We start from the raw sequence: 14,475 nt of genomic DNA on the forward strand, positions 1-14,475 counted from the left end.
GAGTGCTGATGGATAAAACGCGCCAGCACCTCTTTACCGACCCCACTCGGCCCTTGGATCATCACCGTCGCATCGGTCGCCGCCACTTTCTCCGCCAAGGTATACAAATGGCACGAACGAGCATCATGGATCACCGGCTGACTAGCACACTCAGAGGTCAGCTCATTACCGTACTGTTCGCTATTGTTCGGCGATGGGCTATTGCTAGACAGTGGATTTTGCCGACAAAAACGGCGCATATCCTGCGCTTGCGCACTGAGCTCCTGTAATCGCTCGTACAGCTTGCGCTGAAAACGCTGTCGCTGCTCAGGCTGCAAGGCCGCCGACTGTAGCTCTTCAGCATATAGCAATGCCGATGAAAGCGGCGCATGTAGTTGATGCGCGACCGAGGCCAAGATTTGGCCCAGTGACGAAAGCTGTTGCTGCTTACTCACTCGCGCCTGTAACAAGCGCGAATCGGTCAAGTCAGTGATCAAGATGAGCTGTCCCGCATCGGTTGCGGACAGCGCCACCCGCACCCGCCGCCCATCACGCAGCGACACTTCATGACCATCATCTTTTTGTGGTGCAAAACAGCGTTGGATAATATCTAACCAACGCTCACCACATAGAGGCTCGCCCAGCAAACGTACCGCTTCCGCATTGGCCTCGGCCACATAACCATGCCCATTCAGCACAATCACAGCTACCGGCATCGCCGCAATCATTTGCTGATAATAGGCAGCCGGTTGCAAGAGAGGAGCGACAGGGTCAGACATGGTTCCACCTTCATTTTGCTTAAGTCGCACTGACTGAAAACAGTGATTTATGGAGAACTAAGCAAATAGCAGACCAGAGCAGCAAAATCGGTGTGGTTATCCTTAGGCTTATAGTAAGGACATAATGTCCCCAATCGAAAATCCGTACGTCCGAGAGATAAAAAGAGAAAATGAGTCACATCACATCGATGGTTCAAGAAACGTATATTTGGCAGAGTCTCAAACACCAAGAGTGCAACATGTAGCATATAATGTATTAGTTATATGGGGTAAGGATAAAATAACCAACTAACACTATTTCAGAACGTTAGTTTGAAATGGCACGTTTAGCTAAAAATAATAGATAAATATCTGATTCTAATATTTAAGTAATTCGGTTCATTTATTAGCTGCGTCAAATTAACTTTCCATACCACATTATAGTTATATTTATTATTAGCAAATCGTGCTTAATTTTACCGGTAACATCCACATTTTTGTGCGCCGACTCGAGGTTCAGCACGAAACGCTAATAATATTAGAACTAAATGTCTCATTATGATATTCAGCATTTACACACAGTCTGTATGATGCTTAGCTTTGTATAACAAATAAAACATAAACACTACAATTGTCGTGCATTCACCATGCTAAACAAGATATATAGCTAGGCTAAGGTATGTACCAAGGTGATTGGATACGTGGTTACCTGTAAATAACAAAGAAGAAATGGCTAAAAGCGCATAAAAAAACACCACTACTTTAAACGGAGCATCCGAAAAGTCAGTGGTGTTTGATTGGAGACAGAACGAACAAGTGTGCAACAGAACGATTAAACGGTCAAACCGCAGCGCTTTCCTTATTCAATCCGTACTTACGCATTTTTTCAACCAATGTTGTACGGCGCATACCTAGCATGTCTGCGGCACGGGCCACAACCCAGAACTGAGCATCTAGCGCTTGGCGGATCAAGCCAATCTCCAAATCAGAGAGCATCTCTTTGAGGTTCATTCCTTCCGGCGGTAACGCACCCAAAGTAGACGGTCCTTCTGACTGGCTAGCCCCTGTTGCAGGCACCGCCTCATTGAAGATCTCAGACAGTGCGGCACGCTCTAGCTCGGTTTGTTCATCTTCATGGCTACGCGGATAACCGTGTAATGCAGACAAGTCCTGCACAGCAGGCGTGGTATTCGGCTGGAAGCTCGATACCTCAACACTGCGGTATTTCGGAGGCAAATGGCAGATATCAATCAGCTCATCCGGATACAAAATAACCAACCGTTCCACCAAATTTGCCAACTCACGCACATTACCCGACCAAGAGTACTCGCACAGTGAGTGCAGCGCTCGCGGAGTAAAGTGTACGGAACGCGCGCCTTCAGCCGTCAGCCGTGACAACAATTCCTGCAGTAACAACGGGATATCTTCAGCCCGCTCACGCAGTGCTGGGACATCAATCGGGAATACATTCAGACGGTAGTACAAGTCTTGGCGAAACTCACCATTGGCAATCATCTCTTCCAAGTTACGGTGAGTTGCCGCAATCACTCGCACATCCGCACGGATGGTTTTGTTGCTCCCCACACGCTCAAAGCAACGCTCTTGCAATACACGTAGCAGCTTCACCTGCATGGACATCGGCATATCGCCAATTTCATCCAAAAACAGTGTACCGCCTTCAGCGAGTTCAAAACGGCCTTTACGCGCAGAAATGGCACCAGTAAACGCACCTTTTTCATGCCCAAACAGCTCACTTTCCAACAATTCGGCTGGAATAGCGCCGCAGTTTAACGGAACAAAAGGCCCTTCTCGACGAGAAGAGTAATAGTGGATGTTACGTGCCACCACCTCTTTACCGGTACCAGACTCACCTAAAATCAACACGTTAGCATCGGTTGGGGCTACTTGCTCAATCATGCGGCGCACATTTTGCACCGCATGGCTACGCCCTACCAGACTACGGAATAAGCTGTTTTTACGGGTGATTTGCGGATAAGAAGCCGAGTGCTTACCTTGGAATTCGTAACAGTGCCCCAGCGCTTCAGTTAACTGAACATAGTTGAGAGGCTCGGCCACTTCACCAACATAGTTAGCAAGCCCATGTAAATCATCTCCCTGCCCAGCAAACGTAATCACGGGGATATGATGGTTGATACGCAGAAAATCAATCACTGCTTGATACTGAGAATCCGTACTTGTGATACGGCCGAGCAAACAGCCTGCCCAGGAATGCTTTTCCTCCAGAGAAAACTCTACATCTCTGGATGAAACAACGATATTTTCCTGACCTATAAAGTTAAAAATAACCGTCAGAACCTCACGGCGGTGAGGCTCATCTTCTATCAGTAAAAATTTTTGCAGTCCCGGCATGATTATGTGTCTAACGTAACGATTCTAGTATTTATGGCAGCGACTATAGCAATATCAGACTACCCTATAACATGAGCTTTATTTAATATTTCGTGATTTTGTGAGGTTATTAACTAAAATCCCGCATTGCTCAGTCATAAAAGCATAACATCAGAAAAAAATTATCACAAATTATTGTGATACATATCACTGTTATCGCTTATTTAGCAGTATCCCTCAGTTTTTGCCAATTCTGTAACGAATTTATTCCGCGCCGATATGATGTAATTCTGCAGGTATTTGATCCCATGAGCTTTTTAGATCACGTAATAATTCAATCACAGTGTCAAGACTTGCCGTCTCATTATTGACATTAGCGTCAAAAACTTGACGAATCATGTAGTCATATAATCCATCGAGGTTATTTGCAATCGCTTCCGCCTCAGGCGTTTCGCGGGTCAAACTGGCTTTTAGATTGGTGAGAATATCAATTGCCTTCCCGAGACGCTCACCTTTTTGCGCGGTATTTCCGGCCTGCATAGCTGCCTTGCCCTGAATTAAACGCTCAATAGCGCCGGCAAGCAGCATCTGAATAATCCGATGTGGTGATGCCGCATCTAACTGACTGTCTACGGATACTTTTTTATAAGCTTGTAATGTGCCACGCATTTGTTTAATTCACCTTTACTGCATAATTCCTGATGCAACTTACTGCGTACTGACTTGACGGTACGCATTTACCCCACGTTGGCCGCGCTTACGCACAGCCAACTTATCACCACACTCCTGCTTCGCTGCTTGCGCTAAACAAAGCAGTCGCTGTGTCTCCTGAAGAAGCTGTTGCTTATGCTCAACAGATAGCGTCGGCATCAATTGCTGCAACAAAGACTGACGCTGGGTCATTAGTTGCAAGATATCATCTGGATCCGGATCTGCATCCGGCGCAAACAACTCACGAAGACGGGTATCCAGCGCGCTGATTTCCACTAGCATGGTCTACTCCGTATAAAATTAGGCCAATGAGGACATCAAGGTGCTCATTTGCTGGTTCATCTGAGCAATCGACTGATCCAGGGCGCTAAACTGCGCTGTCACCCGAGCTTCGTACTCTTTCATGTGCTTTTCAAACGCACTAATCTGAGTATCTAACTTGCTCTTTTGCTCTTGTAGGGTTTTATCTTTTTCGGTCAGAGTGCCGCCAGTCCCCACATAGTCTTTCATCAGGGATTCCATTTTCCCTACGATGCCATCTTTACCGCCAAACATGTCCCCCGCTTGGGTAAAATGTTTCTCTAGCGCTTCATCTAACTTCTTGTCATCGATCTGCAGCTTACCATCACGATCAGAGGAAATACCTAAATCAGCCAGAAACTTAAGGTCTTTGTTATTTTCATCTGGCGTCGTCAAAATTCCACGCATCTCTGCGTTGAGCGTTCGGGTCAAACTATCGCCGGTCAGTGGTGCTGCCGTTTTAGTCTCTTTATTGTATTTCGTTAGCTCAGTCGTAACATCAATCACCTTGTTATAGGCGTCGACAAACTTCTTCAGACTATCCTTTACCCCATCGCGATCGTAGTCGATGGTAATACGATTGGTCTTATAAGCATCCCCCACTTTTTCTGACACATCCGTCAGCTCCAAGGTGATGCCTTGAATAGCATTCTTCACCTTGTTGGTGCTGCTAGTCATATTCTCACCGTCAACGGTAAATTTAGCGTCTTTAGCTGGTTGAGTTGACTGCCCGCCCAACATATCTGTCAACTCTGTAGAGCCTGAGCCTGCTACGGTAAATTGATTCTCTTCACCGGTATCTTGCCCCACTAAAACAAGACGGCTTGTACCATCATTTCCGGCGAGAATAGTGGCTTTTACGCCTTTATTATCAGGTGACTTGTTGATGGCATCAGCCACCTCTTTAAGGCTACTTCCCTCTTTGATATCAACACTGAAGGTTTCTGAACCATCTTTACCCACAGAAAAATCGAGTGTACCAGAGAATTTAGCGTCCGCATTCACTCCGTTCAGCGTTGTTTTTTGTTCACTAGCTAATTGCTGAACAGAAATATCAAAGTTTCCGGAGATAGCATTTTTATCTGCTGTCGCACTAAATGGCTGATCTTTACCATTAATTGTTACGCTGCGTTTTTCAAATGCTTCATCTTTCTGCATTTTTTCCAGCATATCTTTAAACTCAGACAGGCTGGACTTAAGTTGACCATAGGAAGAGAGCTGAGTGTCCAGTTTGGTTTGCTGGCTCTGGAACTGCTTCATTTTTGGTGTTGCTTCCGCTTTCACCATCATGTTAACCCAATCAGTGATCGGTAAGCCTGAGCCGATTCCCGGTGCACGCATAGTTTTCCCCTTCCTACATCATTTATTCGTTATCGCTGAGCAATAGTGTTTCAGCGCAGCATCTATATCTCGGTGCGTTATACTTCGGTTTTAAGCAAAATTCCTGCCGCTTTGTCCGCCATTTGGCGCGCGATCACCAGCATATCTTCTGATGGGATCTGGCGGATCACTTCACCGCTGCGCTTATCCAACACTGAGACCACTTGGTTGCCCGACTTTTCATCAATACTAAACGCCAGCCCGCGCTGCATGCTATTCATGAATTTTTCAATCTGTGCGGTTACTTCACTTAAATCACTCTCTTCAAGATTTTTATCGACAATATTGTGATTTAGCGGCGACGTATGCTCAGATGTCACCATCTTGCCGGTGTTTTCGGCGAAATGGCCATCGACAGAAGAAGAATGCTGTTTAGCCTGACGATTAATAGAATCAGTTGAAGGCAGCAGACTTGCTGCATGAGAAGAGATATCCATAAAGGAGCCTCTTAATCAGGATGTTTCAGATAATAAAAAGGGAGCAACGCTCCCTTTTTTATACTTGGCTGAGAAAGAATTAACCCAGCAGAGACAGCGCTGCTTGTGGCAGAGCTTTCGCTTGAGCCAGCATCGCGCCACCTGCTTGTTGCAGGATCTGCTGCTTGGTCATGTTGGTCGTTTCTTTCGCGAAGTCTACGTCCATGATACGGCTACGGCCAGCAGCGGAGTTTTCAGAGATGTTCTCCAGGTTGCTGATGGTGCTGCTCAGACGGTTTTGCAGCGCACCCAGATCAGCACGCTGGCTGTCGATTTGCTTCAGGGATGAGTCGATAACCAGCAGTGCTTTGTTGGAGCCAGACTGGGTAGACATATCGATGTCAGCCATAGATACGGTTGCTGAAGAAGCAGTTCCTGCAGCTTTACCCTTAGCACCAATTTTCTCTGCACTGATAATTTCTAATTTGCCATCGGTAGTAACAGATGCGCTAGCACCGCTTTTACCTGATTGCTTGTTGATCTCTTCAGCGACTTTGCTCAGATCAACTTTACCATCACCGCCCATGCATTTGTTCATGGTTGCAGTGCTCAGGGATGCGATGGTTTTCCCGCCTGCAGTGATGCTCAAACCTGTTGTGCCTGGAGTACCGGCTGTGCCAGTAGTAACTGCAGTAGCGCCCATAGAAACAGAATGCACGGTAGTTTTCAGATCTGTTGCTTTGGTGCTATTCAGAGTCAGGTTGATGGTTTCACCTGCTTCAGAACCTACCTGCAGAGCACGGCTACCGAAAGAACCATCCAGCAGTTTTTGGCCACCGAAAGAGGTAGTATTCGCGATACGATCCAGTTCAGTAGACAGTGCAGACACTTCTTTTTGGATTGCCGCACGGTCATCCGCAGAGTTAGTGCCGTTAGCAGATTGCAGTGCTTTTTCACGCATAGTTTGCATGATGTTAGTAGATTCTTGCATTGCACCTTCAGCAGTTTGTGCAATGGAGATACCGTCGTTAGCGTTCTTTGCTGCCACATCCAGACCATTGATCTGAGAGGTCAGACGGTTGGAGATCTGCAGGCCAGCAGCATCATCTTTTGCAGAGTTGATACGGCTACCAGTAGACAGACGCTGGATGGATACGTTCAGCGCGTTGTTGGTTTTGTTCAGGTTACGCTGGGCATTCAGCGCGGTTACGTTGGTATTTACAGTAATAGCCATGCTTGTAATCTCCGTTAAACTTGCCGCCCAGCATACTGCCCGCAGCAACTTATTGATTGTGTTACATCATTACTTATCGGCACTGCCGACAACAACATTAGCCCGTGGATCAATTTTTTATTTTCATCGCTAGAACTAACGTTGCAGCCAGCATGCTGACTGCTTGTAATAGTTAATCGGCGGCAAAGACGAAACTTGAGTTTTTTTTTGAAGCAAGACAGTATCACTATGTTTTTATTGAGTTTATTTCTATCAATTCAATTTCAAAACTTCGCGTCACAAAGAAAAGTATTGGCACAAGTTATGCTTTAGGTATGCCATTTCACTTCAGCAATGCAGTATGTCAATAATCCGTCTTTATCTTTCACGCGAAGGTAAGGACGCCATGTTCTGCTGCTAGGCATTTAGATTTAATGGCGCATCTATGTTTAATGACAAAGTGATTCTTATTACCGGCGGTACCGGCTCTTTTGGTCACCAATTTGTTGAAATGACCCTGGCTAAGTTCAATCCTAAAAAAATCATCATCTACTCTCGCGATGAGATGAAGCAGTGGGACATGGCTAAAAAATACCCGAATGAAAAGCGATTGCGCTTTTTTATTGGTGATGTCAGAGATAAGGAACGCCTACATAGAGCCTTAGATGGCGTAGATTTTGTCGTACATGCTGCGGCAACCAAAATTGTACCTACCGCCGAGTACAATCCTTTTGAATGTATCAAGACCAATATTAATGGTGCCATGAACCTTATCGATGCTTGCATCGATAGTGGTGTCAAAAAAGTGGTTGCCTTATCAACCGACAAAGCAAGCAGCCCAGCAAATCTTTACGGCGCAACCAAACTCGCTTCGGACAAACTGTTCGTTGCTGGTAACTCATATTCTGGTGCCAATAAAACTCGCTTTGCTGTTGTTCGCTATGGCAATGTGATGGGCTCGCGGGGTTCGGTGATCCCATTTTTCCTCTCCATCAAAGAGAAAGGCATTCTGCCAGTAACAGATCCGCGCATGACTCGCTTTATGATCACACTAGAGCAAGGCGTTGAGCTGATCTGGCATGCATTTGCTGACATGGTGGGTGGCGAAATTTACGTGAAGAAAAGCCCGTCCATGAATATCACGGATATTGCAGCAACCATTGCGCCAGAAGCACAACAAGAAATTGTCGGAATCCGACCTGGTGAGAAGCTGCATGAACAGATGATCGGTGCAGAAGACTCTTACTACACCTACGAATATCCCGAGCATTTTAAAATTTTGCCCGCTATTCACAACTGGCATGCATCGCCGGAACGCATCAAAGATGGACAAAAAGTAGCTGAAGGCTTCATCTACTCGAGCGACAACAATAAAGAATGGATGAGCAAAGATACTCTGCAAACATGGATTGAAGTTAATCAAGGGAAAATCGGGAGTATCTGACTATGATCCCTTACGGTAAACAATCTATTTCACAACAAGATATTGATGCTGTGGTTAATGTCTTGCGTTCAGATTTTTTAACGCAAGGTCCTGCGGTACCTTTATTCGAAGAAGCTCTGTGCGAATATACCGGAGCTCAGCATTGTTGTGCGGTAAATAGCGCAACCTCCGCTTTGCACATTGCTTGTTTAGCTCTAGGTTTAGAGCCCGGTGACTGGTTATGGACTACGCCTAATACTTTCGTTGCATCCGCAAATTGTGGCTTATATTGTGGTGCTAATGTTAGTTTTGTCGACATATGCCCAAAAACATATAACTTAAGCGTATCAGAATTAGAGCAACAGCTTGATAATGCTAAAAAAAATGGAACATTACCTAAAGTTTTAGTGGCTGTTGATTTCGCGGGTCAATCATGTGACTTGGCGAAAATAAAAGAGCTGTCACAAAAGTATCAATTCGCTATTATTGAAGATGCATCACATGCTATCGGCGGCACATATAAAAATAACCCAACTGGTTGTTGTGAATATGCTGATATAACAATCTTCAGTTTTCATCCCGTAAAGATAATTACTACTGCTGAAGGTGGCGCTGCACTCACAAATGACACAATTTTAGCTAAAAGAATGGAGCATCTCAGAAGCCATGGCATATCTCGAGATAAAAGAGATATGCATAATAAAAAAGAAGAGCCATGGTATTACGAGCAGCTTAACCTAGGTTTTAATTACCGAATGACCGAGCTACAAGCGGCCTTAGGGAAAAGTCAATTAAACAAAATCCAAAGTTTTGTTGAGCGCAGACGCAACATTGCAAAAGTATATGACAATGAACTAGCCAACGAACCCATCACCTTACCTTATCAAGCAAGCTATGGGGTCAGTTCATATCATCTCTATCCTATACAGGTTAATGATGCCAAAAAACGACTTAGCATCTTTAACAAACTTAGAGATAAAGGCATTGGTGTTAATGTTCACTATATTCCGGTACATACTCAGCCATTCTATAAAAAATTAGGATTCAAGCTAGGTGATTATCCTGAAAGTGAGCGTTACTATGCCAAAACAATTAGTTTACCAATACATTATTCATTGAGCGAAAAAGAACAACTATTCATAATTGACACATTAAAAGACATATTGAATAAAGGCTAAATAACAGTCATGTGCAAAAATCTAACACATTTTATTGCTGAAGTGTCTAGCAATCATCACCAAGATCTTAGCCGCTGCATTGAGTTTATAAAAACAGCAGCTGAAATAGGGTGTGATAGTGTCAAGTTTCAACTGTTTAAAATTGATGAGCTATTTGCTCCAGAGATTTTAGCAAAAAGCGAAATGCATCGAAAAAGAAAGCAATGGGAACTTCCTGTCGAATTCATTCCTGCATTACGTGAAGCATGTAGTAAGTATAAAATTGCTTTTTCATGCACACCATTTTATTTAAAAGCAGTGGACGAACTAGCTCCATATGTTGATTTTTTTAAAATAGCATCGTATGAGCTATTATGGGATGATCTTTTAATTAAGTGCGCTAAAACAAATTTGCCAATCGTAATATCTACTGGGATGGCCACAATGGAAGAGGTAGATCATGCGGTTGACACACTAAGAACACATGGTGCTGTAGATATTACACTCTTACACTGTGTCTCAGCCTATCCGACGCCATACACAGAATGTAATCTGTCAGTTCTAGGTATGTATCGCCAACGATATGGCAATATTAAAGTGGGTTGGTCAGATCACTCGGTATCTCCGGCAGTAATTAACCGGGCAGTGCATAAATGGGATGCTGATGTCATCGAATTTCATATTGATCTTGATGAACAAGGTGCTGAATATAAAGCGGGTCATTGTTGGTTACCGTATCAAATGGCACCACTCATCCAGCAAGCTAAAGACAAATACGTTATTGATGGCATCTCTGAAAAGCATGTTTCCATCAGTGAGCAAAGTGACCGCGATTGGCGAGCTGACCCTGAAGATGGCCTTAGACCATTAAATAAAATTAGAAAGAACTTTTAAAATAAGATGAGACACAAAGTGAATTCACACTCAGGTAACATCATAGACTCCAAGAATGGATATGAAATCATGGATTGCAACATCTGTGGGTTTAAGCATATCTATCCAGTACCTTCTTCAGACGATCTTGAAAAGATCTATAAAGAGGAATACTACAGTACAGAAAAACCTCAATACTTAAAAAAAAGTCAATCAGAAAAAGATTGGTTAGATATTCAATGTGCTGACAAATATGAAACTATCGAAAGTTTTCTAACTGATCATAGTTCAAAAACACTTCTAGATATCGGTTCAGGTCCTGGGAACTTTATTGCACATGGTGCAAATAGAGGATGGGCAGTAAAAGGTATTGAGCCCTCTAAGCAAGCCTATGAATTTAGTAAAAGCCTAGGTCTTAATGTTGTTAATGACTTTTTTAATGAAGAGTCTGCAGTAAGCATCGGAATGTTTGATGTTGTACATGCGAATAATGTTTTAGAGCATATCCCAGACCCAATAAAATTCATTGAGTTAGCAAGCACCATACTCAAAGATAATGGATTATTGTGCATTGTAGTCCCAAATGATTACAATCCATTCCAGATAGCATTAAGAGAACATGATAGTTATGAGGCTTGGTGGTTAGCACCTCCACATCATATTAACTATTTTGACCATAGTAGTCTTTCGAATTTATTAGTAAGAAAAGGTTTTGAGATCCTACACCAAGAAGGTAGCTTCCCTATTGATCTGTTTTTATTAATGGGGGATAACTATACAAAAGATAGTAATTTAGGCAGCCAGTGTCATCAAAAAAGAATGAGAATGGAATTATTGCTAAAAACATCAGGCAATAACCATCTACGAAGAGAACTATACAAAAAATTAGCCAATCTGAATATTGGTCGTGAAGTATGTATTTTTGCGAGAAAGAAGTGAACATGAAAAAAATAATTATCCTCATCCAAGCAAGCTCCACCTCATGGTCTGGTGGTGAAGATATCTGTATGCGTAATATTGATGGAAATCCTGCTGTATTGCATACAATTGATCAAGCGAGTTTATACTTTCCCGACTATCCAATTACTGTAATTGCACCAGAGTTTGATCGTAATGGTAAGTTAAATACCATCATTGAAGACTTTAATAAGCAGAATGGTAAACAAGTTAATATAACATTTAGCCATAATGATAGCCCATTATCACGTATGGTAGCAGCATGTGAACATTTAGACGACAAGGATATTGTAATACGAGTAGACGGAATACACTTCTGCTTTGATCACGTAGCAACACATAATATGCTACAACGTCTAATTTCAGAAAATCTTGATTGTATTAAGATGCCTGATGATTATCCTGTCCACTTCACTTCTGAAGTATTCAGTGTAAAAGCATTGCGAAAAGCGAGCGATTTGCTTAAAGTTAATTCAGCTGAGAATTTAGCATATCGAATCCATGTAAAGCACTATTTTTTCAAACCTGAGCTTAACTTTAATTCCGAATACTACTATCCAACAAAAAAATACAGTGATGAACACTTAATAAATTGCAGAGAAAAAACAAAAGTTATTTATGAAATTCCTCGGCAAGAAGTAAATGAACATAAAATATATGCTGGCGATCGACTAGCATATCATTATGAATTAGCAGCTAATTTTATTCATAGTCATATGAAAACATTAGATATTGCTTGTGCTGATGGATATGGTGTCAATAAATTATCAGAAAAGATATCCTTTGTTGATGGCGCAGATCTCGATCATGAATCAGTATTAATTGCCAATAAAAGCAAAACAAATAGCAATAGCAATTTTTACACTGAAGATATTACAAAGTTATCTTTTATTGATAATTCATATGATGCTATCACGTGTTTTGAAACTCTTGAACACGTTGATGAACATGCTTGCCTTACAGAACTCAAACGAGTTTTACGTCCTAATGGAGTATTAGTACTCAGTACGCCACAAAATAGCCAAGGCCATATTCCTATTAACTCTTGCCATTTAGTGGAATACTCATTAGAGCAGCTAATTAATTTGACAAGCCAATACTTCACTATTGTTAACGTTATTGGTATTAAAGCTGGGATCATTCACAACGCAATAGATCCTGTTGGAACTAATACTGTTTTAGTTTGTATAAACAACAAGAAATGAGTGAAGCCATGGACACTAGAATAAACAATTTAAAAAAATTAAATGATAGCGAATTATCAATCCTTTGTAAGGATATCCGGAGCTTTCTCATTGAAAGTATTTCAACCAGTGGTGGGCACATTGGAGCTAACTTAGCTGTTGTTGAGCTAACAGCATGTATTCACTTTAACTTCAATTCCCCTGAAGACAAGATAATCTTTGATACAGGCCATCAAGGGTACACTCATAAAATACTCACTGGTAGAAAGAATATATTCCCATCTTTAAATAAGTTTAAAGGTATGAATCGTTTCATTAGCCGAGATGAGAGTGAACACGATATCATTGATGCATCCCACGCAGGGACATCAATCTCTATTGCTGCTGGTTATGCAGAAGCGATGTTTTCACAAAAAAGTGAAAATTACGTAGTTTGTGTCATTGGTGATGGTTCTCTAACAGAAGGAATGGCTTTTGAAGGTTTAAATTATGCCTCATCAAACCCTAACCTTAAGTTGATTATCATTGTCAATGATAATGAGATGGCAATAGCTCCATCTGTCGGTGGATTTAGAAAGCTATCTACAGGCGAACAATGGCAGGAAAAATGTAAAAACTTCTTTAACGGCTTTGGCTATGAATACGCTGCCGTAGCCAATGGCCACAATGTTGAATCTATCAACACAGCATTGAATTGGGCAAAACAGCAATGTAAGCCTACAATTGTTCATGTTAAAACACAAAAAGGATTTGGGCTAGACTGTGCAAGTGAGCATCCATACAAGATGCACTTTTCAATGCCATTTAATAAAGACACCGGTGCAGGTGCATCACCAACTGTAGCAGGTAGAACATATGCTGTTGCAGCTGCAGAAAGCATGTATAACGCAGTACACAATGATAAATCGTTATATGTGTTAACCGCAGCAACACCATATGCGTCAAATTTAGATGCATTATTAAAAGACTTCCCATCTCAAGTTTTAGATGTGGGTATGGCAGAACAGCATCTTGTTGGTATGGCATGTGGCCTATCATTAGGCGGTAATAATGTATTTGTCTGTGCACAGACGACATTCTTACAGCGCGCCTACGATCAAATTAATCATGATATGAGCTACATGAATCTACCGGTAACAATCTTAGGTGTCCGTTCAGGTTTTGCTGGTTATGATGGTGCTACACATCATGGAATTTTTGATATTTCGTATTTACGCTCGATTCCAAATTTAAAGATTGTTTACCCGATAAATAGTGAACAATTGAATAAAACTATAACTGATAGAGCACATAACCCAATTGGGCCAATGCTCATTCTTTATCCATATGATGAAATTCCATCTCCTGAACCAGCAGTTGGAACTATCTATCAGGATAAATATGCACATGTAGCATCGGGTAATGATTTATATATCATTTGCTTATGCAATCAATTACAAAACGCATGGGAACTTCGTTCTCTTTTTTCTGCGAAAGGCAAGAGCGCTGGAATAATTTGCATCCAATCAATAAAACCATTCCCAATTACCGAAGTAATTGAAGAGCTTGAAAATGTAAAATATGTAATTACCTTAGAGGAATCTATCTTAGCCGGCGGACTGGGAACTATTCTTTTAGAGGGACTTTCAGAACAAGGTGTATCAAAATATGTTTATCGAGCCGGAATTAATGATGAGTTTATTCCTGCAGGAAATAAGACTGAATGTTGCAATGCAGCAGGAATCCTTGCCACGCAAGTAATCACTGAAGTTAATAGTTTATGGCCGAGCTTATAA

Annotated in this window: 13 protein-coding genes; 6 read left to right on the plus strand and 7 right to left on the minus strand. The window is 42.1% G+C overall.

Annotated elements, in window-relative coordinates:
- The 7 genes from L975_RS18690 to L975_RS14730 form a co-directional block, all read right to left on the minus strand.
- On the minus strand, window positions 1–758 hold a 758-nt coding region (locus tag L975_RS18690), incomplete at its 3' end, for a sigma 54-interacting transcriptional regulator (protein ID WP_156121228.1).
- A gap of 819 nt (window positions 759–1,577) precedes the next feature.
- Entirely contained in the window at window positions 1,578–3,107 is a 1,530-nt protein-coding gene (locus L975_RS14705; protein WP_047709163.1) for a sigma-54 dependent transcriptional regulator, read from the minus strand.
- Window positions 3,108–3,350: 243 nt separating this feature from the next.
- Complete coding sequence (fliS, locus tag L975_RS14710; protein WP_047709164.1) at window positions 3,351–3,755, minus strand: flagellar export chaperone FliS; 405 nt, start codon at window positions 3,753–3,755, stop codon at window positions 3,351–3,353.
- Window positions 3,756–3,794: 39 nt separating this feature from the next.
- Window positions 3,795–4,079, minus strand: a complete 285-nt coding sequence (locus L975_RS14715) for a hypothetical protein (protein WP_010862202.1) — start codon at window positions 4,077–4,079, stop codon at window positions 3,795–3,797.
- Between the two features lie 18 nt (window positions 4,080–4,097).
- A complete protein-coding gene (gene fliD / locus L975_RS14720) occupies window positions 4,098–5,438 on the minus strand; it encodes a flagellar filament capping protein FliD (protein ID WP_047709165.1) in 1,341 nt (446 codons plus the stop codon).
- Between the two features lie 77 nt (window positions 5,439–5,515).
- Entirely contained in the window at window positions 5,516–5,914 is a 399-nt protein-coding gene (locus tag L975_RS17375) for a flagellar protein FlaG (protein WP_052181508.1), read from the minus strand.
- Window positions 5,915–5,993: 79 nt separating this feature from the next.
- On the minus strand, window positions 5,994–7,127 hold the full coding sequence (locus L975_RS14730; protein ID WP_047709166.1) for a flagellin: 1,134 nt from the start codon (window positions 7,125–7,127) through the stop codon (window positions 5,994–5,996).
- A 424-nt stretch (window positions 7,128–7,551) separates the two neighbouring features.
- Between L975_RS14730 and pseB the strand changes: the two genes are divergently transcribed.
- From pseB to L975_RS14760, 6 genes are all read left to right on the plus strand, one after another.
- Window positions 7,552–8,550, plus strand: a complete 999-nt coding sequence (gene pseB, locus L975_RS14735) for a UDP-N-acetylglucosamine 4,6-dehydratase (inverting) (protein WP_047709167.1) — start codon at window positions 7,552–7,554, stop codon at window positions 8,548–8,550.
- A gap of 2 nt (window positions 8,551–8,552) precedes the next feature.
- The gene (gene pseC, locus L975_RS14740; RefSeq protein WP_047709168.1) at window positions 8,553–9,707 is read left to right on the plus strand and encodes a UDP-4-amino-4,6-dideoxy-N-acetyl-beta-L-altrosamine transaminase; all 1,155 of its coding nucleotides are present in this window, start codon (window positions 8,553–8,555) and stop codon (window positions 9,705–9,707) included.
- 9 nt (window positions 9,708–9,716) lie between these two features.
- The gene (locus L975_RS14745; RefSeq protein ID WP_047709169.1) at window positions 9,717–10,580 is read left to right on the plus strand and encodes an N-acetylneuraminate synthase family protein; all 864 of its coding nucleotides are present in this window, start codon (window positions 9,717–9,719) and stop codon (window positions 10,578–10,580) included.
- Between the two features lie 69 nt (window positions 10,581–10,649).
- Window positions 10,650–11,498, plus strand: coding sequence for a class I SAM-dependent methyltransferase (locus tag L975_RS14750; RefSeq protein ID WP_218185608.1), 849 nt, complete (start codon window positions 10,650–10,652; stop codon window positions 11,496–11,498).
- A 2-nt stretch (window positions 11,499–11,500) separates the two neighbouring features.
- The gene (locus tag L975_RS14755; protein ID WP_047709171.1) at window positions 11,501–12,721 is read left to right on the plus strand and encodes a bifunctional 2-polyprenyl-6-hydroxyphenol methylase/3-demethylubiquinol 3-O-methyltransferase UbiG; all 1,221 of its coding nucleotides are present in this window, start codon (window positions 11,501–11,503) and stop codon (window positions 12,719–12,721) included.
- Window positions 12,718–14,475, plus strand: a complete 1,758-nt coding sequence (locus L975_RS14760) for a 1-deoxy-D-xylulose-5-phosphate synthase (RefSeq protein WP_047709172.1) — start codon at window positions 12,718–12,720, stop codon at window positions 14,473–14,475. Before L975_RS14755 ends, L975_RS14760 begins: the two co-directional genes overlap by 4 nt.

The sequence above is a fragment of the Plesiomonas sp. ZOR0011 genome, from assembly GCF_000800945.1.
In the GTDB taxonomy this organism is placed as follows: Bacteria; Pseudomonadota; Gammaproteobacteria; order Enterobacterales; family CAMTGL01; genus Plesiomonas; species Plesiomonas shigelloides.

Excerpts from the sequence above, each read along its gene's own strand:
- L975_RS14705 (WP_047709163.1), bottom strand. The coding sequence starts at position 3,107 with ATGCCGGGACTGCAAAAATTTTTACTGATAGAAGATGAGCCTCACCGC.
- fliS (WP_047709164.1), bottom strand. The coding sequence starts at position 3,755 with ATGCGTGGCACATTACAAGCTTATAAAAAAGTATCCGTAGACAGTCAG.
- L975_RS14715 (WP_010862202.1), bottom strand. The coding sequence starts at position 4,079 with ATGCTAGTGGAAATCAGCGCGCTGGATACCCGTCTTCGTGAGTTGTTT.
- fliD (WP_047709165.1), bottom strand. The coding sequence starts at position 5,438 with ATGCGTGCACCGGGAATCGGCTCAGGCTTACCGATCACTGATTGGGTT.
- L975_RS17375 (WP_052181508.1), bottom strand. The coding sequence starts at position 5,914 with ATGGATATCTCTTCTCATGCAGCAAGTCTGCTGCCTTCAACTGATTCT.
- L975_RS14730 (WP_047709166.1), bottom strand. The coding sequence starts at position 7,127 with ATGGCTATTACTGTAAATACCAACGTAACCGCGCTGAATGCCCAGCGT.
- pseB (WP_047709167.1), top strand. The coding sequence starts at position 7,552 with ATGTTTAATGACAAAGTGATTCTTATTACCGGCGGTACCGGCTCTTTT.
- pseC (WP_047709168.1), top strand. The coding sequence starts at position 8,553 with ATGATCCCTTACGGTAAACAATCTATTTCACAACAAGATATTGATGCT.
- L975_RS14745 (WP_047709169.1), top strand. The coding sequence starts at position 9,717 with ATGTGCAAAAATCTAACACATTTTATTGCTGAAGTGTCTAGCAATCAT.
- L975_RS14750 (WP_218185608.1), top strand. The coding sequence starts at position 10,650 with ATGGATTGCAACATCTGTGGGTTTAAGCATATCTATCCAGTACCTTCT.
- L975_RS14755 (WP_047709171.1), top strand. The coding sequence starts at position 11,501 with ATGAAAAAAATAATTATCCTCATCCAAGCAAGCTCCACCTCATGGTCT.
- L975_RS14760 (WP_047709172.1), top strand. The coding sequence starts at position 12,718 with ATGAGTGAAGCCATGGACACTAGAATAAACAATTTAAAAAAATTAAAT.